This is a genomic window from Xanthomonas arboricola, from assembly GCF_002940665.1.
In the GTDB taxonomy this organism is placed as follows: domain Bacteria; phylum Pseudomonadota; class Gammaproteobacteria; order Xanthomonadales; family Xanthomonadaceae; genus Xanthomonas; species Xanthomonas arboricola_B.
Map to the genome: position 1 here is coordinate 1,047,730 of NZ_MIGY01000001.1, position 25,309 is coordinate 1,073,038.

The 25,309-nt window shown below is 65.7% G+C and carries 26 protein-coding genes; 6 read left to right on the top strand and 20 right to left on the bottom strand.

The window, feature by feature from the left end; genetic code table 11:
• Positions 1 to 42: 42 nt before the first annotated feature.
• The 10 genes from XarjCFBP7645_RS04460 to XarjCFBP7645_RS04505 form a co-directional block, all read right to left on the bottom strand.
• Entirely contained in the window at positions 43 to 612 is a 570-nt protein-coding gene (locus XarjCFBP7645_RS04460) for a chorismate mutase (protein WP_104536369.1), read from the bottom strand.
• A 228-nt stretch (positions 613 to 840) separates the two neighbouring features.
• Positions 841 to 1,263: a F0F1 ATP synthase subunit epsilon gene (locus tag XarjCFBP7645_RS04465; protein ID WP_024938404.1), complete on the bottom strand. Its 423-nt coding sequence runs from the start codon at positions 1,261 to 1,263 to the stop codon at positions 841 to 843.
• A 142-nt stretch (positions 1,264 to 1,405) separates the two neighbouring features.
• Positions 1,406 to 2,812: a F0F1 ATP synthase subunit beta gene (atpD, locus tag XarjCFBP7645_RS04470; RefSeq protein ID WP_046963369.1), complete on the bottom strand. Its 1,407-nt coding sequence runs from the start codon at positions 2,810 to 2,812 to the stop codon at positions 1,406 to 1,408.
• 122 nt (positions 2,813 to 2,934) lie between these two features.
• On the bottom strand, positions 2,935 to 3,798 hold the full coding sequence (atpG, locus tag XarjCFBP7645_RS04475) for a F0F1 ATP synthase subunit gamma (protein WP_104536370.1): 864 nt from the start codon (positions 3,796 to 3,798) through the stop codon (positions 2,935 to 2,937).
• Positions 3,799 to 3,991: 193 nt separating this feature from the next.
• Complete coding sequence (atpA, locus tag XarjCFBP7645_RS04480) at positions 3,992 to 5,539, bottom strand: F0F1 ATP synthase subunit alpha (protein ID WP_104536371.1); 1,548 nt, start codon at positions 5,537 to 5,539, stop codon at positions 3,992 to 3,994.
• A 47-nt stretch (positions 5,540 to 5,586) separates the two neighbouring features.
• Positions 5,587 to 6,114, bottom strand: coding sequence for a F0F1 ATP synthase subunit delta (locus XarjCFBP7645_RS04485; RefSeq protein WP_104536372.1), 528 nt, complete (start codon positions 6,112 to 6,114; stop codon positions 5,587 to 5,589).
• A gap of 3 nt (positions 6,115 to 6,117) precedes the next feature.
• Entirely contained in the window at positions 6,118 to 6,588 is a 471-nt protein-coding gene (locus XarjCFBP7645_RS04490; RefSeq protein WP_016901014.1) for a F0F1 ATP synthase subunit B, read from the bottom strand.
• A gap of 113 nt (positions 6,589 to 6,701) precedes the next feature.
• Positions 6,702 to 7,004 (bottom strand): F0F1 ATP synthase subunit C, encoded by a 303-nt coding sequence (gene atpE, locus XarjCFBP7645_RS04495; RefSeq protein ID WP_002814105.1) that lies wholly within the window; start codon positions 7,002 to 7,004, stop codon positions 6,702 to 6,704.
• 73 nt (positions 7,005 to 7,077) lie between these two features.
• The gene (gene atpB, locus XarjCFBP7645_RS04500; protein ID WP_016901015.1) at positions 7,078 to 7,878 is read right to left on the bottom strand and encodes a F0F1 ATP synthase subunit A; all 801 of its coding nucleotides are present in this window, start codon (positions 7,876 to 7,878) and stop codon (positions 7,078 to 7,080) included.
• 25 nt (positions 7,879 to 7,903) lie between these two features.
• Positions 7,904 to 8,269 carry a hypothetical protein gene (locus XarjCFBP7645_RS04505; protein WP_005920882.1) on the bottom strand — a complete coding sequence of 122 codons (366 nt, stop codon included), beginning with the start codon at positions 8,267 to 8,269 and terminating at the stop codon, positions 7,904 to 7,906.
• 525 nt (positions 8,270 to 8,794) lie between these two features.
• Here XarjCFBP7645_RS04505 and XarjCFBP7645_RS04510 point away from each other — a divergent pair.
• Positions 8,795 to 9,607: a hypothetical protein gene (locus tag XarjCFBP7645_RS04510; protein WP_181126172.1), complete on the top strand. Its 813-nt coding sequence runs from the start codon at positions 8,795 to 8,797 to the stop codon at positions 9,605 to 9,607.
• 415 nt (positions 9,608 to 10,022) lie between these two features.
• Here the strand turns inward: XarjCFBP7645_RS04510 and lpdA are convergent, their stop codons facing one another.
• The 5 genes from lpdA to XarjCFBP7645_RS04535 all read right to left on the bottom strand — a co-directional run bounded on the left by lpdA (position 10,023) and on the right by XarjCFBP7645_RS04535 (position 15,964).
• Complete coding sequence (gene lpdA, locus XarjCFBP7645_RS04515; RefSeq protein WP_104536373.1) at positions 10,023 to 11,855, bottom strand: dihydrolipoyl dehydrogenase; 1,833 nt, start codon at positions 11,853 to 11,855, stop codon at positions 10,023 to 10,025.
• 16 nt (positions 11,856 to 11,871) lie between these two features.
• Positions 11,872 to 12,519 carry a hypothetical protein gene (locus tag XarjCFBP7645_RS04520; RefSeq protein WP_104536374.1) on the bottom strand — a complete coding sequence of 216 codons (648 nt, stop codon included), beginning with the start codon at positions 12,517 to 12,519 and terminating at the stop codon, positions 11,872 to 11,874.
• Positions 12,516 to 14,321 (bottom strand): dihydrolipoyllysine-residue acetyltransferase, encoded by a 1,806-nt coding sequence (locus XarjCFBP7645_RS04525; protein WP_104536375.1) that lies wholly within the window; start codon positions 14,319 to 14,321, stop codon positions 12,516 to 12,518. Before XarjCFBP7645_RS04525 ends, XarjCFBP7645_RS04520 begins: the two co-directional genes overlap by 4 nt.
• Before the next feature lie 127 nt (positions 14,322 to 14,448).
• Complete coding sequence (locus XarjCFBP7645_RS04530) at positions 14,449 to 15,207, bottom strand: DUF2884 family protein (RefSeq protein ID WP_104536376.1); 759 nt, start codon at positions 15,205 to 15,207, stop codon at positions 14,449 to 14,451.
• Positions 15,208 to 15,436: 229 nt separating this feature from the next.
• Positions 15,437 to 15,964: a DNA-deoxyinosine glycosylase gene (locus XarjCFBP7645_RS04535; RefSeq protein ID WP_429001457.1), complete on the bottom strand. Its 528-nt coding sequence runs from the start codon at positions 15,962 to 15,964 to the stop codon at positions 15,437 to 15,439.
• 175 nt (positions 15,965 to 16,139) lie between these two features.
• On the opposite strand from XarjCFBP7645_RS04535, the gene XarjCFBP7645_RS04540 reads away from it, so the two are divergent.
• Positions 16,140 to 16,811: an OmpW/AlkL family protein gene (locus XarjCFBP7645_RS04540; protein ID WP_016901022.1), complete on the top strand. Its 672-nt coding sequence runs from the start codon at positions 16,140 to 16,142 to the stop codon at positions 16,809 to 16,811.
• Between the two features lie 239 nt (positions 16,812 to 17,050).
• On the opposite strand, the gene XarjCFBP7645_RS04545 is transcribed toward XarjCFBP7645_RS04540, so the two are convergent.
• The 5 genes from XarjCFBP7645_RS04545 to XarjCFBP7645_RS04565 form a co-directional block, all read right to left on the bottom strand.
• Positions 17,051 to 17,608 carry a DUF1453 domain-containing protein gene (locus XarjCFBP7645_RS04545; protein ID WP_104536378.1) on the bottom strand — a complete coding sequence of 186 codons (558 nt, stop codon included), beginning with the start codon at positions 17,606 to 17,608 and terminating at the stop codon, positions 17,051 to 17,053.
• A 162-nt stretch (positions 17,609 to 17,770) separates the two neighbouring features.
• On the bottom strand, positions 17,771 to 18,574 hold the full coding sequence (locus XarjCFBP7645_RS04550; RefSeq protein WP_053045905.1) for a MetQ/NlpA family ABC transporter substrate-binding protein: 804 nt from the start codon (positions 18,572 to 18,574) through the stop codon (positions 17,771 to 17,773).
• Between the two features lie 139 nt (positions 18,575 to 18,713).
• Positions 18,714 to 19,409 carry a methionine ABC transporter permease gene (locus XarjCFBP7645_RS04555; protein WP_053045907.1) on the bottom strand — a complete coding sequence of 232 codons (696 nt, stop codon included), beginning with the start codon at positions 19,407 to 19,409 and terminating at the stop codon, positions 18,714 to 18,716.
• Positions 19,406 to 20,413 carry a methionine ABC transporter ATP-binding protein gene (locus tag XarjCFBP7645_RS04560; RefSeq protein ID WP_053045908.1) on the bottom strand — a complete coding sequence of 336 codons (1,008 nt, stop codon included), beginning with the start codon at positions 20,411 to 20,413 and terminating at the stop codon, positions 19,406 to 19,408. The genes XarjCFBP7645_RS04555 and XarjCFBP7645_RS04560 overlap by 4 nt, the downstream gene beginning before the upstream one ends.
• A 161-nt stretch (positions 20,414 to 20,574) precedes the next feature.
• Complete coding sequence (locus tag XarjCFBP7645_RS04565) at positions 20,575 to 21,471, bottom strand: DMT family transporter (RefSeq protein WP_104536379.1); 897 nt, start codon at positions 21,469 to 21,471, stop codon at positions 20,575 to 20,577.
• Between the two features lie 106 nt (positions 21,472 to 21,577).
• Between XarjCFBP7645_RS04565 and XarjCFBP7645_RS04570 the strand changes: the two genes are divergently transcribed.
• From XarjCFBP7645_RS04570 to XarjCFBP7645_RS04585, 4 genes are all read left to right on the top strand, one after another.
• Positions 21,578 to 22,063: a YajQ family cyclic di-GMP-binding protein gene (locus XarjCFBP7645_RS04570; protein WP_016903460.1), complete on the top strand. Its 486-nt coding sequence runs from the start codon at positions 21,578 to 21,580 to the stop codon at positions 22,061 to 22,063.
• A gap of 133 nt (positions 22,064 to 22,196) precedes the next feature.
• The gene (locus XarjCFBP7645_RS04575; RefSeq protein ID WP_104536380.1) at positions 22,197 to 22,661 is read left to right on the top strand and encodes a hypothetical protein; all 465 of its coding nucleotides are present in this window, start codon (positions 22,197 to 22,199) and stop codon (positions 22,659 to 22,661) included.
• Complete coding sequence (locus XarjCFBP7645_RS04580) at positions 22,654 to 24,387, top strand: ATP-binding response regulator (protein ID WP_104536381.1); 1,734 nt, start codon at positions 22,654 to 22,656, stop codon at positions 24,385 to 24,387. The genes XarjCFBP7645_RS04575 and XarjCFBP7645_RS04580 overlap by 8 nt, the downstream gene beginning before the upstream one ends.
• The gene (locus XarjCFBP7645_RS04585) at positions 24,374 to 25,201 is read left to right on the top strand and encodes an alpha/beta hydrolase (RefSeq protein WP_104536382.1); all 828 of its coding nucleotides are present in this window, start codon (positions 24,374 to 24,376) and stop codon (positions 25,199 to 25,201) included. Before XarjCFBP7645_RS04580 ends, XarjCFBP7645_RS04585 begins: the two co-directional genes overlap by 14 nt.
• Positions 25,202 to 25,309 lie beyond the last annotated feature (108 nt).

The window sequence follows — 25,309 nt, forward strand, 5'->3', positions numbered from 1 at the left end:
GCGAACGCGCCTAATCCCATGCAGTGTTGGACCTGGCGCGCATCAGTGGCAGAAATCGCCCAGGCTGCGCACCAGTGCGGCGCGATGCAGCGCGTCCAGCTGCCATTGCGCGGCGTAACGGGCGGCGGCACGCGCGGTGTGGGTCGGGCATTGCGGCGCTGCACGTGCCGGCGCGACATCGGCCAGCGCGTCGAGCAGTTCGCCCTGCAGTTGATCCAGACGCGTGCGCAGGCTCGCCAGATCCGGACGCGCGGTGTCCGGCGCGCGCCCGCGTTCGTGCCAGGGGTTCAACAACGCGTACTGCACCGCCTTGTTGGCCTCGATCTGCGCGGCGAAAAAGCGCGCCGCGTCGTCGGCATCCAGCCCATGCGCAGGCGCCTGCTCGCGCACGCTCTGCAGCACCGCCGCCTCGCGGGTCTGGTCCAGTACCGGCTTGCCGCTGTCCCACTTGCTCAGCGCCACCGCATCGCCGATCGCGTTGCGCTGCACGATGCGATCCAGCAACGCATCCAGCGACGACTGGCTGCGTACCGGTGGCGCACATCCCAGCATCGCCAGGGCCAGCAGGCCGCTCAGCGCGTAACCACGAAAGCCATCGATCGGGCGGGTCATGGGCGTTCCTCATGCATGCGTGAGATGCCGCACCGCCTGCAGCCGGCGGCACAGCGTAAGGCATGCAGTGTGCCTGCTGCGCCCCGGCCTGGAAGCAGCGCCACGCATGCGCAGCTCCAGAAACGAAAACGCCGACACGAGGTCGGCGTTTTCACTCCACACCTGCGTGCGGCAGGTAGCCGGTCTCGCGTTTGCGTGCGCGACCAGCAGGGGCTCAGGCCCTCGTGCTCAATGCTTGAGATTGCGACGCAAGCGTTCCAGTGCCTGCAGCTGCACGGTCGCCTCGGCCAGCCGACGCTGCGCATCGGCTACATCCACCGTGTCGCCACGGTTGGCCAGCAGACGCTCGGCCTCTTCCTTGACCTTGCGCACGGCGGCTTCGTCGATGTCCTGCGCACGTACTGCGGTGTCGACCAGGACGGTCACCACCTGCGGCTGCACTTCCAGGATGCCGCCGGAAATGGCGAAGTCCAGTTGTTCGCCGCTGGCAGTGGTGACCACCACCTTGCCCGGCTTCAGGCGCGTGATCAGCGGTGCGTGCTTGGGCGCAATGCCCAGCTCACCCAGCTCGCCGGTGGCCACGACCAGCGTCGCCTCACCGTGGAAGATTTCCTTCTCGGCGCTGACGATGTCGCAACGGATAGTGCTCATGGTGCCTCGCGTTGTGAGGCGGGGATTGGGGATTTGGGATTCGGGATTGGCAACCGCAGCTTTCACTGTGTCCACTCACCTCGTTTCCGCACCCAATTACCGCCGTACCAAATCCCGAATCCCGAATGCCAAATCCCGGCGCTTACGCCTTGGCGCTCATCTTGTTGGCTTTCTCGACGGCTTCTTCGATGCTGCCGACCATGTAGAACGCCTGCTCCGGCAGGTGGTCGTACTCGCCGTCGCAGATCGCCTTGAAGCCGCGGATGGTGTCCTTCAGCGAGACGTACTTGCCCGGCGAGCCGGTGAACACTTCGGCCACGTGGAAGGGCTGGCTGAAGAAGCGCTCGATCTTGCGTGCGCGCGATACCGACTGCTTGTCTTCTTCGCTCAGCTCGTCCATGCCCAGGATCGCGATGATGTCCTTCAGTTCCTTGTACTTCTGCAAGGTCTGCTGGACGCGCTGGGCGGTGTCGTAGTGCTCGTGACCGATCACCAGCGGGTCCATCTGGCGGCTGGTGGAATCCAGCGGATCGACCGCCGGGTAGATACCCAGCGAGGCGATGTTGCGGCTCAGCGTGACGGTGGAATCCAGGTGGGCGAAGGTGGTCGCCGGCGACGGGTCGGTCAGGTCGTCCGCAGGCACGTACACGGCCTGGATCGAGGTGATCGAACCGCTCTTGGTCGAGGTGATGCGTTCCTGCAACACGCCCATTTCCTCGGCCAGGGTAGGCTGGTAGCCCACTGCCGACGGCATGCGGCCGAGCAGTGCGGACACTTCGGTACCGGCCAGCGTGTAGCGGTAGATGTTGTCGACGAACAGCAGCACGTCCTTGCCCTTGCCGTTCTCGTCCTTCTCGTCGCGGAAGTACTCGGCCATGGTCAGCCCGGTCAGCGCAACGCGCAGACGGTTGCCCGGCGGCTCGTTCATCTGGCCGTATACCATCGCGACCTTGTCCAGCACGTTGGAGTCTTTCATCTCGTGGTAGAAGTCGTTGCCCTCACGGGTACGCTCGCCCACGCCGGCGAACACGGACAGACCCGAGTGTGCCTTGGCGATGTTGTTGATCAGCTCCATCATGTTGACGGTCTTGCCGACGCCGGCGCCACCGAACAGGCCGACCTTGCCGCCCTTGGCGAACGGGCACATCAGGTCGATGACCTTGATGCCGGTTTCCAGCAGTTCGGTGCTGGAGGACTGGTCTTCATACGACGGCGCAGCGCGATGGATTTCCCAATGGTCCGACGCCTGCACGTCGCCGGCTTCGTCGATCGGACGACCCAGCACGTCCATGATGCGGCCCAGCGTCCCGGCACCGACCGGCACCGAAATGGCACGTTCGGTATTGGTGGCCAGCAGGTTGCGCTTCAGGCCGTCGGTGGAGCCGAGCGCAATCGTGCGCACCACGCCATCGCCGAGCTGCTGCTGCACTTCCAGGGTGATTTCGGTGCCTTCGACCTTCAACGCGTGATAGACCTTCGGCACTTCATTGCGCTGGAATTCGACGTCGACGACCGCGCCGATGATCTGAACGATCTTGCCCTGACTCATTTGGATAACTCCACTAATGTCTGTTCGATTCTTGTGTCGGGAATAGGGAAACGGGAGTCGGGAATGGGAAGATCAAGTGCTGCTGCTTCGACCATTCCCGATTCTCCATTCCCTATTCCCGGCTATACGGCGGCCGCGCCGCTGACGATTTCCGAAATTTCCTGGGTGATCGCCGCCTGACGCGCCTTGTTGTAGACCAGTTGCAAGGTGCCGATCATCTTGTTGGCGTTGTCGCTGGCGGCCTTCATCGCCACCATGCGCGCGGCATGTTCGGAAGCCACGTTTTCCAGCACGGCCTGGTACACCAGCGACTCGATGTAACGCGTCATCACGTGCTCCAGCACGGTCGCGGCATCGGGTTCGTACAGGTAATCCCAATCGTGATGCGCCACCTTGTGCTCGGCGGCCGGCAGCGGCAGCAGCTGATCGAAGCTGGCCTTCTGCGTCATCGTGTTCACGAAGCGGTTGTAGACCAGATATACGCGGTCCACCTTGCCCTCGACGAACGCATCCAGCATCACCTTGATGACACCGATCAACTGCTCGATGTGCGGACTGTCGCCCAGATGGGTGACGCTACCGACCATGTTGACCTTGATGCGACGGAAGAACGCCGAGGCCTTCTGGCCGATGGTCACCACGTCGATCTCGGCGCCCTTGTCCTGCCACGGGCGCACTTCGCCCAGCATCTTGCGGAACAGGTTGTTGTTCAGACCGCCGGCCAGGCCGCGGTCGGAAGAGATCACGATGTAACCGACCCGCTTGACCTGCTCACGCTCGACCAGGAACGGATGCTGGTAGTCGGTGCTGGCTTGCGCCAGATGCCCGATCACCTGCTTCATCGCCTGCGCGTACGGACGCGAGGTCTTCATACGGTCCTGCGCCTTGCGGATCTTGGAGGCCGAGACCATTTCGAGCGCGCGCGTCACCTTGCGGGTGTTCTGCACGCTCTTGATCTTGGTTTTGATTTCGCGTCCGCCTGCCATACTCGCTCGCTTCGATGGTGGGATTCGAGATGGGTGATTCGGGATTGGCCGAAGCCGCCGACGTCACCTCACCTACAAACCCTGAGTACCTGAATCTTGAGATCCGAAGTGGTGATCCTGAGCGTTCAAGCCCTCAGATCACCACTCCTACGAATCCCGAATGCCCAATCCCGAATCCCGAATCCCGGCGCTGTTACCAGCTGCCCGTGGTCTTGAACTCTTCGATGCCTTTCTTGAAGGCCGCTTCGATGTCGTTGTCCCAGCCGCCGGTGCTGTTGATCTTGGAGACCAGCTCACCCTGGGTGTTGGCGAAGTGCGCGTGCAGGCCTTCTTCGAACGCCAGCAGCTTGTTGACCGGCACTTCATCGAGGTAACCCTCGTTGACGGCGTAGATCGACAGTGCCTGGTCGGCGATGGACATCGGCGCGTACTGCTTCTGCTTCATCAGCTCGGTGACGCGCTGACCGCGCTCGAGCTGCTTGCGGGTGGCTTCGTCCAGGTCCGAGGCGAACTGCGCGAATGCCGCCAACTCGCGGTACTGCGCCAGCGAGATACGGATGCCGCCGGACAGCTTCTTGATGATCTTGGTCTGGGCTGCACCGCCAACGCGCGACACCGAGATACCGGCGTTCACCGCCGGACGGATGCCGGCGTTGAACAGGTCGGTTTCCAGGAAGATCTGGCCGTCGGTGATCGAGATCACGTTGGTCGGCACGAATGCGGACACGTCGCCGGCCTGGGTTTCGATGATCGGCAGCGCGGTCAGCGAACCGGTCTTGCCGGTCACCGCCCCGTTGGTGAACTTCTCCACATACTCCTCGGACACGCGCGCCGCGCGCTCGAGCAGGCGGGAGTGCAGATAGAACACGTCGCCCGGATAGGCTTCGCGACCCGGCGGGCGCTTGAGCAGCAGCGAGATCTGGCGGTAGGCCACGGCCTGCTTGGACAGATCGTCGTACACGATCAGCGCGTCTTCGCCACGGTCCATGAAGTATTCGCCCATGGTGCAGCCGGCGTAGGGGCTGATGTACTGCATCGCGGCCGATTCGGACGCGGTCGCGGCCACCACCACCGTGTGCGCCAGTGCGCCGTTCTCTTCGAGCTTGCGCACGATGTTGGCAACGGTCGAGGCCTTCTGGCCGATCGCCACGTACACGCACTTGATGCCCGTGCCCTTCTGGTTGATCACCGCATCGATCGCCAGCGCGGTCTTGCCGGTCTGACGGTCGCCGATGACCAGCTCGCGCTGACCGCGGCCGATCGGGATCATCGCATCGACCGACTTGTAACCGGTCTGTACCGGCTGGTCGACCGACTTGCGCCAGATCACGCCCGGCGCAACGCGCTCAACCGGTGCGGTCTGGCTGGCGCCCAGCGGACCCTTGCCGTCGATCGGCTCGCCGAGCGCGTTGACCACGCGACCGAGCAATTCCGGACCGACCGGCACTTCCAGGATGCGGCCGGTGGTCTTGGCCACGTCGCCTTCGCGCAGGTTCTCGTAATCGCCCAGCACCACGGCGCCGACCGAATCGCGCTCCAGGTTCAAGGCAAGCGCGAAGGTGTTGTTCGGCAGTTCGATCATTTCGCCCTGCATCACGTCGGCCAGGCCGAAGATGCGCACGATGCCGTCGGACACGCTGGTCACGGAGCCTTCGTTGCGCGACTCTGCGGACAGCTTGACCGCCTCGATACGGGTCTTGATCAGGTCGCTGATTTCGGAGGGGTTGAGCGTGGTTGCCATCGTTCAGTCCTAGGTGCCGGCCGCGAGGGCCATGCGTTTATGTGAATTCAGTGGGCGAGCGAGCTTTGCAGACGCGCGAGCTTGCCCTTCAGCGAGCCATCGATGACCACGTCGCTGGTGTCGATCACCGCGCCGCCGATCAACGAAGCATCCACCGCGGTGGTGATGTCCACCTCGCGGCCGAAACGCTTCTTCAGCGCAGCAGCGATCGTGTCCAGTTCCGCCTGGCTCATTGCAGCCGCCGAGGTCACCGTCGCCTTGACGACGTGTTCGGCTTCGGCCCGCAGCTGTTCGTACAAGCCTGCCACTTCCGGCAGCAGCGACAGTCGCTGCGCGTCGGCCAGCAGGCCGAGGAAACGCAGATAGTCTTCGCTCGCCTGCGGCGGCGCCAGCAACGTCACTGCCTGATCCTGGCCCAGGGCCGGGTTGAGCAGCAGCGCGGCCACGCGCGGGTCGCCGGCCACCTGCGCCGAAAACGCCAGCGCCTCGGACCAGGGCGCGAAGTTGCCGCCCTCACGCGCGATCGCAAACGCGGCGCGGCCGTACGGACGGGCAAGTGTGAGGGCCTGACTCATCGATTAAATCTCCGCCGCCAGCTCGTCGAGCAGCGCCTTGTGGGCGTTGGCATCGATTTCGCGCTTGAGCAGCTTTTCGGCACCGCTGACGGCCAGCACGGACACCTGCTTGCGCAGCTCCTCACGGGCACGCGTGGCGGATGCGTCGATCTCGGTCTGCGCCAGATCCTTCTGACGGTTGGCTTCGGCAATTGCCTCGTGCTTGGCCGCTTCGATGATCTGGTTGGCGCGCGCATGGGCCTGATCGATGATCTCGTTGGCCTTGGTGCGTGCGTCCTTCAATGCTTCGTTGACCTTTTCCTGCGCCTGCGCCAGATCCTTCTGACTGCGGTCGGCCGCGGCCAGACCTTCAGCGATCTTTTGCTGACGCTCTTCGATCGCCTGCAGCAGCGGCGGCCAGATCTTGGTCGCGACGATCCAGATCAGACCGGCGAAGGCCAGCGCCTGGGCAAAGATGGTAAGGGTGATATCCATGGGTCGCTCAATCGCTGTTTAGGGGTGAAAGCGCCACCGCATGGCGACGCTTTCCGACCTTCATCCGCGGACGCAACCGCACGCGGTTGCCTCCACATCCTGCTACCGCTGGATCAGCCGGCAGCCTGCGACAGACGCTCGATGAACACCTGGGCCAGCGGGTTGGCAAAGGCGAACAGCAGGCCGACGGCGACGCTGATGATGAACGCGGCGTCGATCAGGCCGGCGGTGATGAACATGCGGACCTGCAGTACCGGGATCAGTTCCGGCTGACGTGCAGCCGATTCCAGGAACTTGCCAGCCATGATGGCCAGACCGAGGCCGGCACCCAGCGCGGCCAGGCCGATCATGATGCCGACGGCAAGGACAGTGGAGCTCTGGACTTGAGCGAGGTTGGTCAGGACGGCGAGGTACATGGTGATCTCCGAACGAAAGTTTCTAAGGGTGATGGATGAATCGGGATGAAGCGTATGAAGGGTGCAGCGAAACTCAGTGACTGTCTTCGGCAAGGCTCAGATACACGATCGACAGCATCATGAAAATGAAGGCCTGCAACGGAATCACCAACAGGTGGAACAGCATCCAGCCGAGGCCGAATACGCCGCCAGCGACCATGCCGGCGATGCCCGCACCGCCCAGCACCCAGATCAGCAGGAAGACGATCTCGCCGCCGAACATGTTGCCGAACAGTCGCATCGCCAGCGAAATCGGCTTGCTCAGCCACTCGACGATGTTCAAAAGCAGGTTGAACGGCATCATCCATTTGCCGAACGGCGCCGTCAGGAATTCCTTGGTCATGCCGCCCACACCCTTGGAGCGCAGCGAGAAGACGATCATCAGGAAGAACACGCTGATCGACATGCCCAAGGTGGCGTTGACGTCGGCGGTGGGCACCGGCTTCCAGGCGTGGATGCCTGCCCAGCCCAGCGGGATGGCGATGAAATCGGCCGGAATCATCTTGATGAGATTCATCAACAGGATCCAGAAGAAGATGGTGATCGCGATCGGCGTCACCAGCTTGCTGCTGCCGTGATAGGTGTCCTTGGCTTGGCGGTCGACGAACTCCAGGCAGATCTCGACGAACGCCTGCCACTTGCCCGGTACGCCGGCGGTGGCATTGCGGGTCGCCGTCCAGAACGCGAAGACCATCACCAGGCCCATCAACACCGCCATGACCAGGGTGTCGACGTGGATGGTCCAAAACGTGCCGCCACCCTCGCGAACCGGATAGATCAGGTTCTGCAAGTGATGCTGGATATAGGAGGTAGGTGTTGCTGCCTCGCCCGCCATGTGTCCGGAGCCCTTTAAGTTCGAATCAACGCCTGGCCAGAGCCAGAACCTGAAAAATCAGCCCGATGGCGATACCCGCCAACAAGGCCAGAGGAGGCAGCCGCCACAGGCCGAAGCCAAGCGCCAGCGCCACGAAAACCAACACCCACTTCAACACCATCGCCAGAATCAGCCGCACCATGGCAATGCCGGCTGCCTGAATACCGCCACCTAGCGCGGTACGTGCTGCCACCCAACCGCCCAACACCGTCGCAAACCCGGTCAATGCCAGACCGGCAGCGTAGCGGGGACCGACCAACAGCAACCCCAGACTGGTTATAGCTACAGCGGCAAGCGGATATACCGCAGCGCGCAGCATCAACCGCCGACCCGCGTCAACGGAGTTCAGCACTACGGTTACCTTACGTGTGAATGAGTGGGAAGCGCAGATGCGCCTCGTCGAGCCGCGAAAGTATAGCAATGGGACAAATTGCGAGACAACCGGCAAAGGTCATTCGTTGCTGCGTCGCACCATACAGGTTGCCGACGCGGGTGGGAACTTTGCCACAAACCGGCGGTCATAACTGGCGAGGCCTGCACATCCTCGTCGAAAGGTTTTGCCGCAGGTCGCCCATGGGAGCCCCGGGACACCGGGGCTCCTGCTTTTACGCATTTTGTCGCACCCTGCAACCTTCCCATCGGCGGTCCAATCCGCGCGGTCGGGGCACGCTACCCGCCATATCGCCCGCGATTGATGGCTAAAACGCGCGGCTTACGACTGACGTCGGACTGCCTGCCGTAGCGGACCGTTTTGTCCGATTGCTATCTCGGCCTTCACGGGTATGCGACAGCTCCTTCACTTTTGGACGACGCCGTCTTATCGAAGATGCGCGGCACAGGCCGACCGCCTGACCATTCCAAGAATTCGGAGCTCCCCATGAAACACCTCCTCGCACTGGCCATCCCATGCGTATTGGCTGCCGCCTACGCCGCGCCGGCGCATGCCGAAGACACCGATGACCGCTTCCAGCTCCGTCTCGGCGCGATGAACGTCGACAACGACAACACCATCCGCGGCAATACCCTGGTGGCGGGCAACAACGTGTCGGTCAACGAAGATTTCAAGCTCGGCGGCAAGGAATGGGAGCCGCGCGTCGATGGCGTGTTCCGCATCAGCACCCGTCAGCGCCTGATCTTCGATTACTTCAAATACGACAAGGATCGCCGCGAAACCCTGACCCAGGACATCAGTGGCGGTGGCGTCACCGTGCCGACCGGCAGCTTCATCAAGGGTGAGCTGAAGTATCAGGTCGCCACCCTGGTGTATGACTACTCGGTCATCGATTCGCCGGAAGTCAGCCTGGGCCTGCAGATCGGCGCCGAGTACGCCAAGGTCGAAGCCAATGCATACGCGGATCTGGGCAGCGTCTTCAGTGGCGACGTGCTGGACGAAAGCGAAGATGGCGCTGCGCCTGTGGTCGGCATCCGCTTCACCGCACGTCCGAGCGAGCATTGGCTGTTCAACGTGCAGGGCCAGTACCTCAACACCAGCTGGGGCGACTTCGGCGATTACGACGGCGACCTGAGCCGCGCCAACGCGATTGCCGAGTACCGCTTCACCAAGAACTTCGGCATCTTCGCCGGCTACGACTGGTTCAGGCTCGACGTCGACCAGCGCGGCAGCGACGGCCTGATCGGACTGAAGCAGGAGTTCAAGGGCCCGGTCGCAGGCGTGACGCTCGCGTTCTGATCTGCACGCAACGTTGCACCAAAAGGCCCGCTTCTTGCGGGCCTTTTGTCTTCCTGTGATGCGCCGCGACGGCGTTGGGTAGAGCTCCGAGGCGACACATCCCGATCGCCGCTGCCTGCACAGCCTCGGCACCTGCTTTTGCTGCCTGCTGCATGCGCACGAACTGTGCCGCATCCTGGCATTGCGACAAATCCCCTGTCATGACCGGGTCCTCACCCTCCTGCGCCTCTGCGACGCGCCGTGGGACGACAGCGCAGACCATTAGCACGCACAGCATTCCGCAGCGCATGCAGTGCCTCTCCGTGGCAGTGGCCGCACCGCCTGACCGACCGTGCCGCTCGTCCTGGCGGCACGCCGCAACGACAACGCCCCGCGCAGGGCGGGGCGTTGTTGGCCACGCAGCAGATGCCGGCGCCTACTTCTTCTTCGGGATATACAGGTCGGTGATGGTGCCGTCGTAGACCTCCGCGGCCATGCCGACCGATTCGCTCAGGGTCGGATGCGCGTGGATCGTGTGGCCGATGTCTTCGGCTTCGGCGCCCATCTCGATCGCCAGGCCGATCTCGGCCAGCAGGTCGCCGGCATGCACGCCGACGATGGCGCCACCGATCACGCGGTGGGTGTCTTCGTCGAAGATCAGCTTGGTAAAGCCTTCGGTGCGGCCGATGCCGATCGCCCGGCCACTGGCGGCCCACGGGAACTTGGCCACGCCGACCTTCAGGCCCTTGGCCTTGGCCTCGGTCTCGGTGACCCCGACCCAGGCGATTTCCGGGTTGGTGTAGGCGACCGACGGAATCACCCGCGCCACCCATTCCTTCTTCTCGCCGGCAGCCACTTCGGCGGCCAGCTTGCCCTCGTGGGTGGCCTTGTGCGCCAGCATCGGGTTACCGACGATGTCGCCGATGGCGAAGATGTGCGGCACGTTGGTGCGCATCTGCCGATCGACCGGGATGAAGCCACGCTCGGTCACGGTGACGCCGGCCTTGTCGGCACCGATCTTCTTGCCGTTGGGCGTGCGGCCGACCGCCACCAGCACGCGATCGTAGGCGGTCGCCTGCAGACCCGGCTTCTCGCCTTCGGTGGCCGCTTCGAACGACACCGTGATGCCGCTGGCGTCGGCCTTGACCTCGGTGGCCTTGGTCTTGAGATGGACCTCCACGCCCTGCTTCTTCAGGCGATCGGCCAGCGGCTTGACCAGGTCCTTGTCGGCGCCCGGCATCAGCTGGTCCATAAACTCGACCACGGTGACCTTGCTGCCCAGCGCGCTGTACACCGTGGCCATTTCCAGGCCGATGATGCCGCCGCCGACCACCAGCAGGGTCTTGGGAATGTCGTGCAGTTCCAGCGCGTCGGTGGAGTCCATCACGCGCTTGTCGTCCCACGGGAAGTTGGGCAACTTCACCGCCTGCGAACCGGCGGCGATGATGCAGTGCTCGAAGCGCAGCAACTGGGTCTTGCCGTCGTCGCCGACGATCTCCAGCTCGTTGGGCGAGACGAAGCTGGCCACGCCGGTGACGGTGCGCACCTTGCGCTGCTTGGCCATGCTGGCCAGGCCGCCGGTGAGCTTGCCGACCACTTTTTCCTTGTACTCGCGCAGCTTGTCCAGGGTGATCTTGGGCTGGCCGAAGTCCACGCCGAAATCGCCGGCATGCGCCACTTCGTCGATCACAGCGGCGGCATGCAGCAGCGCCTTGGACGGGATGCAGCCGACGTTGAGGCAGACCCCACCCAGGCTGGCGTAGCGCTCGATCAGCACCGTGTCCAGGCCCAGGTCAGCGGCGCGGAACGCGGCGGTGTAGCCGCCGGGGCCGGCGCCGAGCACCACCATCTTGCAGTCGATATCGGCCGGCTTGCCGCTGGCCAGCGCCGGCTTGGACGGCGCCGGTTCGGCCGGAGCGCGATGCGACGGCGTCACCGGCGGCTTGCTGCCGGGTGCGGCGGCGGGCGCTGCAGCCGCAGGCGCGGGCTTGGTGTCGGCCTTGGCCGGCGCAGCCGTTGCGGCGGCCTCGCCCTCGGCTTCCAGCAGCAGCACTAGCGCGCCTTCGGACAGGGTGTCGCCCACCTTGACCTTGAGCTCCTTGACCACGCCCGCGGCCGAGGACGGCACTTCCAGCGTCGCCTTGTCCGACTCCAGCGTCACCAGGCCCTGATCCTTGACCACGCTGTCGCCGACGGCGACCAGCACTTCGATGACGGGGACATCGCTGTAATCGCCGATGTCGGGAACCTTGATTTCAATGACCGCCATTTGCTTCTCCTGTGGCTCAACCGGCCGTGCCGGCAAGCGTCTGCTGGAGTTCGTCCAGCGACGATTCGATTTGGGTCCAGCGCTTGTCGCGCTTCTTTTCCTTGCTTTCGCTGGCTTCGATCAGCAACGCGGCCTGCTGCAGCAGCAACTCGCCGACGCCGCAGCTCGGGCGGGTGCCGCTGTAACGCACGCCATCGACCTGAAACGAGAGCACTTCGCCCTCGCTCACCGGCGCGCTGCGACCGGTGGGCGCCAGTTGCGTCAGTGCGCCGGTCCAGTTGCTGACCAGGCGCCTGGCCAACGCTGCCGGAATCGGGATCTCGACCGTTTCCGGGGTCTGCTCGGTGCGGAACTGCACGCTGCCGCGATCGCTCTGGCTGACCCAGCTGTAGACGCGCTCGTCGGCGCGGCTATGCCGCAGGGTCCAGTCGACACCGTCCTTGCCCGCTACCAGCGACACCCCGCTTTCCACGCCCCGGGTGGGCAGCGTCAGCAACGACAGGCTCGGCCTGGTGCCGGCGTCGAGCAGCGTGGTCACCGCGCTGCCGTAGTTGCCCACCGCTGGCGGCCAGCCGCGCCCGAGCGTGCTCTGGCACTCGCGTGCTGCCGCGGATGTCCACGGCAGCACGCCCAGCAGGGCGAACGTCAGCAGCACTGCTCTCACAGCAGGACGCGGCGCATGTCGGCCAGTACCTGACTGAGGTAGGTGGTGAAGCGTGCGGCCAGCGCGCCGTCGATGACGCGGTGGTCGTAGCTCAACGACAGCGGCAGCATCAGCTTGGGTGCGAACTCCTTGCCGTTCCATACCGGCTGCATCGCCGACTTGGACACACCCAGGATCGCCACTTCCGGCGCATTGATGATCGGCGTGAACGCCGTACCACCGATGCCGCCGAGCGAGCTGATCGAAAAACAGCCGCCGCTCATGTCGGCCGGGCCGAGCTTGCCGTCGCGCGCCTTCTTCGCCAACTCGCCACTTTCCTGCGCGATCTGCAGCACGCCCTTCTTGTCGACGTCGCGGATCACCGGCACAACCAGGCCGTTCGGGGTGTCGGCGGCAAAGCCGATGTTGATGTACTTCTTCAACGTCAGGTTTTCGCCGGCCGCATCCAGCGAGGCGTTGAACTCGGGGAACTTCTTCAACGCCGCGGCGCTGGCCTTGACCAGGAAGGCGAGCATGGTCAGCTTGATGCCGGCCTTCTCGTTTTCCTTGTTGAGGGCCACGCGCAGGGCTTCCAGATCGGTGATGTCGGCCGATTCGAACTGGGTGACGTGCGGAATCATCGCCCAGTTGCGCGCCAGGTTGGCACCGGAAATCTTCTTGATGCGCGACAGCGGCTGTGTCTCGGTCTCGCCGAACTTGCTGAAGTCCACCTTCGGCCAGGCCAGCAGGTTCAGGCCATTGCCGCCACCAGCCGGTGCGGCACCGGCTGCGGCGGGCGCGCCGCCGCTGAGTGCGGCCTTGACGAAGCGCTGCACGTCCTCACGGGTGATACGGCCGCCCTTTTCGCTGCCCTTGAGCTGGTTCAGATCCACGCCGAGCTCGCGCGCAAACACGCGCACCACCGGGCTGGCGTAGGCCACCTTGGACGGCAGCACGCTGTCGGCGTCGAAGGTCACCGGCGGGCTGGACGGCTGACCGGCCGACGGCTGGCCGCCCTGCGCAGGCTGCGACGCCTCGCTGGACCGCGCGCCCTGCACCTGCGCGATCTCGCGCTGGGCCAGCTTGTCCGGTACCGCGGACACGGCGACCGGCTCGACCTTGCCGGCGGTTTCGGCGGTCTCGGTGGTGGGCTTGGCCGGGGACTGCGCCGCACCGGCGCCGCCATCGCTGGCAGCGATGATCGCCACCACATTGCCCTGCGAGAGGGTGTCGCCCACCTTGACCTTGAGTTCCTTGACCACACCGGCGGCCGAAGACGGCACCTCCATCGTGGCCTTGTCCGATTCCAGCGTGACCAGGCTCTGGTCCTTGGCGACGGTATCGCCGACGGCGACCAGCACCTCGATCACCGGGATGTCGGTGTAATCGCCGATATCGGGCACGCGGGCCTCGATCAGGCCGCCTTCCGAGGACGCGGCAGGCGCAGCCGGTTCTGCCTTGGCGGCAGGCGCCGGCGCGGCAGCGGGCGCAGCCTTGGCCGGGGCGGCGGGAGCGGCGGCGGGTGCAGGGGCGGCGGGAGCGGCGGCGGGTGCAGGCGCGGCGGCGGTTTCGGCACTGGCGTCGGCCACTTCGATCAAAGCCACCAGCGCGCCCTGCGACAGCGCATCACCGACCTTGACCTTGATCTCCTTGACCACGCCGGACACCGACGAGGGCACTTCCATCGTGGCCTTGTCCGATTCCAGCGTGACCAGGCTCTGGTCCTTGCTGACCGCATCGCCGACCGACACCAGCACCTCGATTACCGGGACATCGCTGTAGTCACCGATATCGGGGACAAGTGCTTCCTTGATTTCGGCCATACGGGAACTCCGGCAACAGAATGGGGAAACCCCTATTGTGGCCGGCTGCGGGCCGCAGCGCCAACCATTGCCGTGGAAAAAATCGCGCACCGGACGGGATGCAGCGTTCGCCGGTGCATGCGCCGGATCATTTCGACGCGCGTCGATCGACCCGCAACAGTTGCAGTGGCTCGCCCGAAGGCAAACGATACGCCAGCGCATTGTCCAAGCCGTCGAGCGCTTCGACCCGCGCACACAGGTCTTGCGCGCGTGGCCGCAGCGCACGCGCCTGCGGCTCGATCAGGCGCTCGATGCGCGTTTCCACCCCCTCCAGCGACCGCAGCTGCAGATCGTTCCCGGTCAGTGCCGACTGCACCGCGCCGGCGACGACATCGCCGATCAGCTGCGGCAGCAGTTCGGCCACCATCGCGCCGATGTCGTCATCGATATCGATCGAGGTGAGCTGGTGCCTACCGAAGCTCTGCTTCAGGCGCGTGTCGATCTTTTCGCGCACGGCCGCCAGTTGCACGCGCGTAGCCTCGGGACTGCGGCTGAAGCCGGCCGCCACCTCGCCCAGCGCGGTGACGGCGATATCGGCCGCTTCCCGCCCGACCTCCTGCGCCAGCGGCACCACCTCGCGGGTCTGCCGCTCGAACTGGATCAACCGGGCGCGATCGTGCGCGCTCATCGCGACCCAGCGGTCGTCGACGAACAACGCGCCCTGGCGCATCACCAGCCGCTGCGGCGTACCCGACGCGCGGATCAGGATCACGCTGCGCGGGTTGAGCGTGAGGTCGTAGTCGCTGCTGACGTTGCAGTGCAGATCGTCGGCGCTGGCGGCCGGTACGGCGACCAGCAGGCCCAGCAGCAGGCCCGCTGCCATCGGTAGTGCGTGCTTGATCGCCATCTGGTCGCTTCCGTTGATGCGTTGGCTGCAGCATGCCTGCACGAGAGCGGCACTTGCCCGTGCCGGACGCTGGCATGACTTCCGGCCAGTGGCTGGACCCTGACCAACACGGCCGGCGCTGCAGTGGTGACAGGTGTCGGCCAACTCCGCCACGACGCAGGCACATCGCTCGCACGCCGCCATTCGCTGACGTCTTCGATCATCGATTGGTCGCGGCGATCCAGCGTCGCTAATCCAGCGCGTCGCGCAGCGGCTGCCAGGCCGCGCGCAGCCGTGGCAGCGACCACGCTGCATTGGCCGGGCTGGTGGACGGCAACGCCCACACCGGCACCGTGTGCAGTGCGAGCGGCAGCAGCGGCTGCACATGGCGGCGCCATGCCTGCGCGGCGGCCGCACCGTTGCAGGCGACAGCGCGCAGCTGCGGCAGCGTTGCCAGCTGTGCCGCCAGCGGGTTGACCACGATGCTGCTGGCGACGATGGCGGTGTCCAGGCTGCCGCGCCGCTCGCATTGGCCGATCACATCCCACAGGCCGACCCTGCAGCCGGCCAGCGCCTGCAGGCGCGCCGGATACGCCAACCCGGCATCGATGCCCAGCAGTTCCTGCATCAGCGGCCAGAAACGGTTGCGCGGATGGGCGTAGTACATCGCCACATGCAACGAGGTGTTGCCCGGCATCGAGCCAAGCACCAGGACACGGCACTCGTTAGGAATGTGCGCTGGAAGGCCCTGCAACAGGTCGGTTTTCGTCACGGCGATCGCATCTGCGTGAATGTCTTTTTCAGCTTGCCTGTTGCAGCCACGGCCTTCTCCGGAAAGTTGCTGAACAAACGAAATTTTAGCGAGCCACGGGTGGGCGTGGATTCAGATTTTCAGGAATAGCTTTGGCGCGGCCCACTCCACGGGCCTAACAAGAACACTGAGGAGACCCCCAATGCGTGCCATTTCCATCCTGAGCCTGGCTGCCGTATCCGCACTTGCGTTTGCGCCGTCGGCATTTGCACAAGACACCACCTACACCGGCGACACCTCCTCGGCTTCCACCAGCGCTGATAGCGCTTCCGGAAAGCATTGGGCAGTGGTCGGCGGTGTTGCTCTGATCAAGCCGAAGAACGACCCGGCTCCGGGCCTGGACGTCGACGGCGGCCCGGCACCGACGCTGAGCGCCAGCTACTACATCAACGACAACTGGGCCGTTGAGCTGTGGGGCGCTGCCGACAAGTTCAACCACCGTGTCAACGCCGATGGCGTGGGCAAGATCGGCACCGTCGAGCAGCAGCCGATCGCCATCAGCGGCCAGTACCACTTCGGCCAGGCCGATAACGTGTTCCGTCCGTTCGTGGGCGTGGGCTACTACGAGTCGAACTTCAGCAACGAGAAGATCGACGCGGCGTCGGCCACCGGCCAGCACGTGGGCCTGGACACCGCCAAGGGTGTCATCGGCACCGTCGGCGTGGACATGAACATCAACTCCACCTGGTTCGCACGTGCCGACGCCCGCTACATGCGTTCGCGCCCGGAACTGCGCGTGGGCGGCCAGGGCACCGGCAGCGAGCTGGAACTGGATCCGTGGACCGTCGGCTTCGGCGTCGGCGCGCGCTTCTAAGCACGCCGGCAAGCGACGTTCCAGTCGAACAGAAAACGGGCCGCAAGGCCCGTTTTTTTATGCGCTGAAATCGTGGCGCCGCATCCACTTCGGAGCACCGAATCTCGCGCGCGATCTGTGAGAGAGCGCTGCGTGTGCTGGGTGGCCCGCCCGCGCCCGTGCCCATTGCATACCGGTGCGAGTGCGGGTGATGCGGGTGACAGTGAAGCATCGACATTCGCTGATGTACAAGCGCGGGCTCAGCGCCAGTAGACGCTGCCGCGCAGGCGCGCGCTGCGCCAGCGCCACCACAGCAAGGTGGCATAGGCGAGCGCATAGCCGAGCAATACGCCGGCCGCGCCCAACAGGCTGGCGTGACTGAGCCACCCTTCCGTGGGCCAGGCCACCCCCTGCCAGGTGCTGCGCCACCCCTGCACCATGCCGGCGATCACGCGTACCACCACCAGCGCGGTCAAGGCCAGCACCAGCCACAGGTTGGGCCGGTAGAACAGCCCCTGCTGGGTGCGCTCGAAGCGGGTCAGACGCAGTGCCAGCAGCCCCAGCGCCAGCCCGCAGGCCCAGCCGAAGGCGGCATGGCTGATCGCGCCGGGCCAGAACGCGGCGGCGATCAACACGAAGATCACGAACAACACGGTGGAAAGCCCGGCCGAGACCAGATTGATCATCAACAGCCAGCCGCGTGCCTGCCGCCGCGCGGTGCCGACGCGAAAGCGCTGCACCAGCGACAACGGCAACAGCACCGCGAACACCGCCAGGGCGATGATCACGGCCAGCGGTATGGCAAGGAGAAGTGGCATCGGATGCTCGATGGCGGCGAAGGGTGGCAGCACAGCCCGTGGCGATCGGGCGTCAGGTGGCGTGGGAGGTTGTGCAGTCACCGGCGTATCGGCGTCGTACACGCCGATGCCGAGCACCGCTCGCGCGCCTTGCGGTGAGCGCAGTGGTGTTGTCAGGCGCCCTTAGAACGCCGGCAACACTGCGCCTTTGTACTTCTGCTCGATAAACGCCTTCACTTCCGGGCTGGTCAAGGCCTTGGCCAGCTTCTGCACGCGCGGATCGTCCTTGTTGTCCGGGCGCGCCACCAGGAAGTTCACGTATGGCGAGTCCTTGCTTTCGATCGCCAGGGCGTCGCGGGTCGGATTGAGGCCGGCGTCGAGTGCGTAGTTGGTGTTGATCAGCGCCAGATCGACCTGGTCGAGCACGCGCGGCAGCATCGCCGAGTCGAGCTCGCGGAACTTCAGCTGCTTGGGGTTTTCGACGATATCGCGCTGGCTGGACAGGGCGTTGCTGGGATCCTTGAGTTTGATCACGCCCGCCTTGTCGAGCAGGATCAGCGCGCGGCTGTTGTTGCTCGGGTCGTTGGGAATCACCACATCGGCGCCGTTGGGCAGCTCGGCCAATGCCTTGAACCGGCGCGAGTAGGCGCCGAACGGCTCGATATGCACGCCGATCACGGTCACCAGCTGGCTCTTGCGGTCGCGGTTGTAAGCGTCCAGATACGGCTCGGTCTGAAAGTAATTGACGTCGATCTGCTTCTGCACGACCTGGTCGTTGGGCTGCACGTAGTCGTTGAACACGCGCACGTCCAGCTTGACGCCCTGCTTGGCCAGCAGCGGTTCGACCACCTCCAGGATCTCGGCATGCGGCACCGCGGTGGCGGCCACCGTCAGCGTGTCGCCGCCGCTGCTGCCACCGCTACCGCCACAGGAGGCCAGGGCCAGCGTGGCCGCAGCCAGGAGGGAACGAAACGCGAATGTGCTCATGTGGGGGTCCGTGGGAGGAGGAATGCGGCACTGCCGCAAGCGCTAAACCTAGCAGACCGCGGGTGTAGCGGCGATCGGCAGGCCCGTGTTTCTTGCATGGCCCTGTGCGCGCCACGGCGACACGCGGTCCCGATCGAGCTCAGCGCCGGCTGTAGCGCGCCACCAGCCGGTCGCCCAGCATCTGCAGCAGCTGCACCAGCACCAGCAGGGCGATCACGGTGATCAGCGCGACATCCGAATGCGAGCGCAGATAGCCCTCGCGGTACGCGACATCGCCCAGCCCGCCGGAGCCGATCGCACCGCCCATCGCGGTGAAACCGATCAGCGCGATGGTGGTCACGGTGGCGCCGGCGATCAGGCCCGGGCGCGCTTCGGGCAGCAGCACGCGCACCACCAGCTGGCGGGTGGTGGCGCCCATCGCCTGGCTGGCTTCGATGATTCCACGGTCCACTTCGCGCAAGGCGGTTTCCACCAGCCGCGCGTAGAACGGTGCGGCGCCGACCACCAGCGGCAGGATCGCGCCGCGCACGCCCAGCGAGGTGCCCATCAGCATCAACGTGAGCGGAATCATCGCGATCATCAGGATGATGAAGGGCACCGAGCGCAGCAGGTTGATCAGTGCCGCGAGCACGCCATACAGCACCGGGCGGCGGCGCAGCTGCGGCGCACCGCACAGGAACAGCGCCACGCCCAGCGGCAGGCCGATCAGCAGCGTCAACGGCAGCGCACCGGCCAGCATCAGCAAGGTATCGAGCGTGGCCTGGCCGATGTCGCCCCACTTGGCGGCGTCCAGATTGCGGAAAAACCCGCTTGTCGCGGCGATCGACAGAGTCATACGCGCAGATCCTCCACTTGCACGCCGGCGGCGACGAAGCCGGCGCGTGCCGCGTTATGGTCGCCGCCGGTCAGCGCGACGATGAGCTGGCCATACGGGGTGTCCTTGATGCGGTCCACGCGCCCGGACAGGATGTTGTAGTCCACCCCGGTCTCGCGGGCGATACGGCCAAGCACCGGTTCGTAGGTGCCGTTACCCAGGAAGGTCAGCCGCACGATGCGCCCGCCCACCGCAGCGAAGTCGCGATGCAGCTCGGCTTCGTCCACGTGCTCGGCCTCGGACACGAAACGCCGGGTGGTGGCGTGCTGCGGGTGCAGGAACACCTCGGTCACCGGGCCGGTTTCCACCAGCCTGCCGGCATCCAGCACCGCGACGCGGTCGCAGACGCGGCGGATCACGTCCATCTCGTGCGTGATCAGCACGATGGTCAGGCCCAGCTCGCGGTTGATCTGCGCCAGCAGCTGCAGCACCGAAGCGGTGGTTTGCGGGTCCAGGGCGCTGGTGGCCTCGTCGCACAGCAGGATCTGCGGCCGGGTGGCCAGCGCGCGCGCAATGCCCACGCGCTGCTTCTGCCCGCCGGACAACTGTGCCGGATACTTGCTGGCATGCTGCTCCAGCCCGACCCGCGCCAGCAGCTCGGCCACGCGCGCATCGACCTCGGCGCGCGGGGTGCCGGCCAGTTCCAGCGGAAACGCCACGTTGCCGGCCACGGTGCGCGAGGACAGCAGGTTGAAGTGCTGGAAGATCATCCCGACACGCCGGCGCAGCGCGCGCAGGCCCTGGCTGTCCAGCGCGGTGACGTCCTCGCCGCCGATCAGCAGCCGCCCGCCGCTGGGTTCTTCCAGCCGGTTGATCAGCCGGATCAGCGTCGATTTGCCGGCACCGGAGTGGCCGATGATGCCGAACACCTCGCCGGGGCCGATCCGCAGATCGAGTGGATGCAGCGCCACGATCTGGCGACCGTCAACGGAATAAGACTTGTGCAGGCGCTGAAACTGGATCACCGCGCGTGGCCGATTGGGGGGCCGTGAAGCCTACCAGTCAATGTTTGCGGACGATATTCCATTGAGTTCTAAGGTGGGGATTCGGGAGTCGGGATTGGGGATTCGTCACAGCCAAAGCGCCTTGCCGTTGCTCTGGCGAATCCCAAATCCCGAATCCCCAATCACGGCTTATCCAGCGACATCGGCAGATCCCCCTGGCGAATCCGCTCGCGGCGCAGCAGATACAGCCCGCTGGCGACGATGATGCCGGCGCCGGTCCAGGTCCAGCCGTCGGGCAGGGTCTGCCACAGCAGCCAGTCCCAGCCGATCGCCCAGACCAGGCCGGTATATTCCAGCGGCGCGATCATCGAGGCCTCGCCGCGCAGGAAGGCCTGGGTCAGCGCGATCTGTCCCAGCGCGCCGGCCAGGCCCATGCCGGCGATCAGCCAGGCGTGCTCGCCCCGCAACGGCACCCAATCGGGAATGGCCAGCAGGCCGGCGCCGACCGCCATGAACAGCAGGAACCACACCACCATCGCCTGCGGGGTATCGGTGCGGGTCAGCAGGCTCACGCTGATGGCGGCGATGGCATAGGCGGTGGCCGCCAGCAGCACCATCAGCCCGGGCAGCGAGACCAGCCCGTCCACGCCCGGGCGCAACACCACGATCACCCCGATCAGGCCGATGCCGATCGCGGTCCAGCGCCGCGGGCCCACATGCTCGCCCAACAATGGCACCGACAGCGCCGCCACCAGCAACGGAGCGACGAAATACAGCGTGTAGGCGGTCGACAGCGGCATGCGCTTCAGGCCGTAGACGAAGCAGCCGATCATCACCATGCCCAGCGCCCCGCGCAGCAGGTGCAGGCCCCAGCGCACCGGCACGATCGAGCGCGGGCCGGCGGTGGCAAATACCCACACCAGCACGAACGGCAGCGAGGCGGCGCCCCGCAGCAAGGTGACCTGCAGCGGCGGGTAATGCGCCGACAGCAGCTTCATCGCCGCGTCCATCAGCGAGAAGCAGGCCACGGCGACCACCATCCAGGCAATGGCGGGAAGCGGAGAGCGGGTGGTAGGCATGGACCATTATCGCTGCGCTTGCGCGCAGACTGCCAACCGTGTGTCGACAGGGGCGATGACGCGATGCCCTAGAATGGCGGCTGTTTATACAGAGCAGGAGCTTTGCATGCCTTCCTTCGACGTGGTGTCCGAAGTCGACAAGCACGAACTGACCAATGCAGTGGACCAGGCCAATCGCGAGCTGGATACCCGCTTCGATTTCAAGGGGGTCGAGGCCAGGTTCGAGCTGGAAGACGGCAAGGCGATCAACCAGTCCGCACCCAGCGATTTCCAGGTCAAGCAGATGACCGACATCCTGCGCGCGCGCCTGCTGGCGCGCGGCATCGACGTGCGTTGCCTGGAGTTCGGCGACATGGAAACCAACCTGGCCGGTGCGCGCCAGAAGGTCACCGTCAAGCAGGGCATCGAGCAGAAGCAGGCCAAGCAGCTGGTGGCCAAGCTGAAGGAAGCCAAGCTCAAGGTCGAGGCGCAGATCAATGGCGACAAGCTGCGCGTGAGCGGCAAGAAGCGCGACGATCTGCAGGACGCGATGGCGCTGTTGAAGAAGGCCGATTTCGAGCTGCCGCTGCAGTTCGACAACTTCCGCGACTGAGTGCGCCTGGTGGCATACATGACGCCTTGTCCTGCCGCGCTGGGCAGGCGGGCCGCGCAGCGCGGCGTGCCGGCCATCCGACACCCGGGCATCGGTGACGGTCGCGCCGACGCGTTACGGATCTGAAGCGCGGATGCGCGGCCTGTTCTCCAGCTTGCTGCAACGCGCGCGCCCGGAAACACCGCCCCAGGCGCTGCCCGCTGCCGGGACGGCGGGCGCCGTGGCGCATGCACAGCCACGCATCGAAACCGGCTCGACGCTGCACACGCTGGCCGGGCTGGACCCGGTGGCGGCTGCAGCGCTCGCCGATGCCTTTGCGGCGGAAGTGCAGCATTCCATTGCCAGCTGCACCCTCGGCCAGGCCGGCACCACCCGGGCGCAGGCAATGGAGCAGATCCATTCGCTCAAGAACACGATCTCGCTGACCGGCTCTGGCGAACTGCTGAACGCCTGCGACCAGCTGCGCAACGATGTCGACGGCGGCGAACCCGGGTCGGCGCTTGCGCAGCGCTACACCGCGACTGCAACCGCGGCCGGCCTGCTGGTCAAGAATTACCGGCGCACCCTCCCCAACGACGGCACCGCCCCCCATGCGTAGTGGATCCAACCGTGCAGCGCCCGGCCTGATTCTGGCCGCCCGGCAGCTGCGCAATGACCGACTGGTGCGGCTGTTCGAATCGTTCCTGGAATACCGCGCCTGCGTCGGCCGGGTGATCGTGCAGACCATCGTGGCCCTGTGGTGCTTCGGCTGGCTGCACGGGCCGCAGCCGGTGCTGGTCAAGGATGCGCAGGCAGTCTTCCCCACCGCGGCGACGCTGTGGGTGGTGGCGGTGATCTGGATGGTGCTGGTGCGACGCAGGATCATCCCGCCGGGCGAATGGCTGGATGCGCTCGGATTTGCGATGAACCTGCTGTTCATCGGCATCCAGACCTATCTGGCCTTCATCCTGCTGATGTCGCTGAATGCCTTCCTGCCCTTCATCACCATCGCCGCGGTGGCGCGCTACGGGCAGAAGGCGACGCTGCCGGTGCTGCTCAGCACCTTCGTGTTGATGCTGTTGACCGCGCCGGCCGGCTACTGGCTGTCGCGGCCGGCGTACTTCGTGTATGCGGTGGCACTGAGCGTGGTGCTGCCGCTGCTGGTGGCGCGCATCGTCAGCGCGATGCAGGAGATCGCCTTGCAGGCGCTGGCCTCGCGCGATGCGCAGAGCCGCTTCATCAGCACCATGAACCACGAGCTACGTACGCCGTTGAACGCGGTCATCAACTGCGCGCAGCTGATCGATACCGACACCTTGTCGGCGCAACAGCGCGAGCTGATGCAGGCAATGACGGTCAATGCGATCGCGCTGCGGCATCGCGTGAACGAAGTGATCGACGTGGCCAGCATCGACGGTGGCCGCCTGCAGCTGCACAGCAAGCCGCTGAGCCTGCTCGACGTGCTGGCCACGGTCAAAGCGGTGTGCGCGAGTGCAGCGTCGACCAAGGGGGTGGCGCTGAAGTTGCGCAGCGATGCGGCGCCTGACGTCATCGGCGACGAGGGGCGTATCGAACAGGTCATCACCAATCTGGTCATCAATGCGATCAAGTTCACCCCGGCCGGTGGCGCGGTCGACGTGCTGATGACCGCCACGCCGGTGCAGCAGCGCTGGGCGATCGCGGTGACCGTGACCGATACCGGCATCGGCATTCCCGACGCCCAGAAGGCCTACATCTTCACCCCCTTCACCCAGCTCAGCACCGGTTTCAGCCGCGCCGAAGGCGGAGTCGGCCTGGGCCTGTTCATTGCGCTGTCGGTGTCCGATGCGATGGGCGGCAGCCTGAGCGTGCGCGACAACCCCGGCGGCGGCAGCGTCTTTCGCTGGACCTTCGAACTGACCGCTGCCGCGGCGCAAGGTTACCGGCCCCCGGAACTGCGCGAGGCACTGCAACAGCACGCCGCGACGGTGCCGCCGCTGCATTGCCTGGTGTTCGAGGACATGGACACCAATCGGCTGGTGATCGGCAATCTGCTCACCCGCGCCGGGCATCGGGTGAGTTTTCACAGCGATGGCAGCAACGCGGTGCAGCGCATCCGCGAGGCGGCGCCGGACCTGGTGTTTCTCGACCTGCACATGCCCGGCACCTCCGGCTGGGACGCGCTGGGCGAGGCGCGCGCGGCGATCGCCGCCCTGCCGCCGATCATCGTGCTGACCGCCGACACCCGCACCGATTCCATGCGCGAAGCCACCGCTGCCGGCGTGGCCGGCTATCTGTCCAAACCGATCAACGCGCACGAATTGCTGGCCATCCTCGCCGCGCATGCCACCCATGCAACCGGCTGACCTGAAACCGGGCAACGCGTCACGTCGGCACTGGCACACCGCCGCGCAGACGCGCACGCCGCTGGCGCTGCTGTACCTGCATGGGTTCACCGCCAGCCCGGGAGAAGCCGGCGAACTGCCCGAGCAGATGGCCGACGCGCTGGCTGCCAACCTGTACGTGCACCGTTGGCCCGGGCATGGCCGCAGCGCCGCCGATGCGATGCAGGGGCTGACGCCGGCGATGTTGCAGGCCTCGGCAATGGATGCCCTGGCGCAGGCGCAGCGCATGGGCGCGCGCGTGGCGATCGTCGGTTCGTCCATGGGCGCCACGCTGGGCCTGTGGCTTGCGGCGCAACGTCCCGACGCGGTGGCTGCGGTAATCGCCTGGTCACCGGGCATCCGGCCGGCCGACCCGGCGCTGCTGGATCAGGTCTGCGCCGCGCAAACGCCCTTGACCGACCCGCGCCCGCGCACCGCCGCGTCCCTGGCGTTCTGGTCCAGCACCATCCACCCGGATGGATTCCGCGCGCTGCGCAGCCTGTTCGACGCGGTTGCCGCCGATCCACCGTGGCCCCGCGTGCGATGCCCGGTGTTTCTGGGCTATTACCGCGCTTCCAACGGCGAGCAGGATCCAACCGCCTCGGTGCCGGCGATGCTGGCGATGTTCGCTGCGCTCGGCACCGCGCCGGAGCACACCTGCGCGATGGCCTTCGACACCGGTGCACATGCGATCGGCTCGCCGCACAAGACCGCGCACGCCGAAGAGGTTGCAAAGGCATCGAGTGCGTTTCTGTGTCTGCATGTCGGCGCAGATGCGCACGCGGATGACGCCTAGGCTGCACGAGAGCTGCAACTGCTGTGGTTTCTTCCCGACCGCACCCAGTTTTTCGGCAGGGCCTGTTCTGCGCTGCGCCACTTCGGCACAGGCGGCCGCGCCGGCAGC

Excerpts from the sequence above, each read along its gene's own strand:
- XarjCFBP7645_RS04460 (WP_104536369.1), bottom strand. The coding sequence starts at position 612 with ATGACCCGCCCGATCGATGGCTTTCGTGGTTACGCGCTGAGCGGCCTG.
- XarjCFBP7645_RS04465 (WP_024938404.1), bottom strand. The coding sequence starts at position 1,263 with ATGAGCACTATCCGTTGCGACATCGTCAGCGCCGAGAAGGAAATCTTC.
- atpD (WP_046963369.1), bottom strand. The coding sequence starts at position 2,812 with ATGAGTCAGGGCAAGATCGTTCAGATCATCGGCGCGGTCGTCGACGTC.
- atpG (WP_104536370.1), bottom strand. The coding sequence starts at position 3,798 with ATGGCAGGCGGACGCGAAATCAAAACCAAGATCAAGAGCGTGCAGAAC.
- atpA (WP_104536371.1), bottom strand. The coding sequence starts at position 5,539 with ATGGCAACCACGCTCAACCCCTCCGAAATCAGCGACCTGATCAAGACC.
- XarjCFBP7645_RS04485 (WP_104536372.1), bottom strand. The coding sequence starts at position 6,114 with ATGAGTCAGGCCCTCACACTTGCCCGTCCGTACGGCCGCGCCGCGTTT.
- XarjCFBP7645_RS04490 (WP_016901014.1), bottom strand. The coding sequence starts at position 6,588 with ATGGATATCACCCTTACCATCTTTGCCCAGGCGCTGGCCTTCGCCGGT.
- atpE (WP_002814105.1), bottom strand. The coding sequence starts at position 7,004 with ATGTACCTCGCCGTCCTGACCAACCTCGCTCAAGTCCAGAGCTCCACT.
- atpB (WP_016901015.1), bottom strand. The coding sequence starts at position 7,878 with ATGGCGGGCGAGGCAGCAACACCTACCTCCTATATCCAGCATCACTTG.
- XarjCFBP7645_RS04510 (WP_181126172.1), top strand. The coding sequence starts at position 8,795 with ATGAAACACCTCCTCGCACTGGCCATCCCATGCGTATTGGCTGCCGCC.
- lpdA (WP_104536373.1), bottom strand. The coding sequence starts at position 11,855 with ATGGCGGTCATTGAAATCAAGGTTCCCGACATCGGCGATTACAGCGAT.
- XarjCFBP7645_RS04525 (WP_104536375.1), bottom strand. The coding sequence starts at position 14,321 with ATGGCCGAAATCAAGGAAGCACTTGTCCCCGATATCGGTGACTACAGC.
- XarjCFBP7645_RS04530 (WP_104536376.1), bottom strand. The coding sequence starts at position 15,207 with ATGGCGATCAAGCACGCACTACCGATGGCAGCGGGCCTGCTGCTGGGC.
- XarjCFBP7645_RS04540 (WP_016901022.1), top strand. The coding sequence starts at position 16,140 with ATGCGTGCCATTTCCATCCTGAGCCTGGCTGCCGTATCCGCACTTGCG.
- XarjCFBP7645_RS04545 (WP_104536378.1), bottom strand. The coding sequence starts at position 17,608 with ATGCCACTTCTCCTTGCCATACCGCTGGCCGTGATCATCGCCCTGGCG.
- XarjCFBP7645_RS04550 (WP_053045905.1), bottom strand. The coding sequence starts at position 18,574 with ATGAGCACATTCGCGTTTCGTTCCCTCCTGGCTGCGGCCACGCTGGCC.
- XarjCFBP7645_RS04555 (WP_053045907.1), bottom strand. The coding sequence starts at position 19,409 with ATGACTCTGTCGATCGCCGCGACAAGCGGGTTTTTCCGCAATCTGGAC.
- XarjCFBP7645_RS04565 (WP_104536379.1), bottom strand. The coding sequence starts at position 21,471 with ATGCCTACCACCCGCTCTCCGCTTCCCGCCATTGCCTGGATGGTGGTC.
- XarjCFBP7645_RS04570 (WP_016903460.1), top strand. The coding sequence starts at position 21,578 with ATGCCTTCCTTCGACGTGGTGTCCGAAGTCGACAAGCACGAACTGACC.
- XarjCFBP7645_RS04575 (WP_104536380.1), top strand. The coding sequence starts at position 22,197 with ATGCGCGGCCTGTTCTCCAGCTTGCTGCAACGCGCGCGCCCGGAAACA.
- XarjCFBP7645_RS04580 (WP_104536381.1), top strand. The coding sequence starts at position 22,654 with ATGCGTAGTGGATCCAACCGTGCAGCGCCCGGCCTGATTCTGGCCGCC.
- XarjCFBP7645_RS04585 (WP_104536382.1), top strand. The coding sequence starts at position 24,374 with ATGCAACCGGCTGACCTGAAACCGGGCAACGCGTCACGTCGGCACTGG.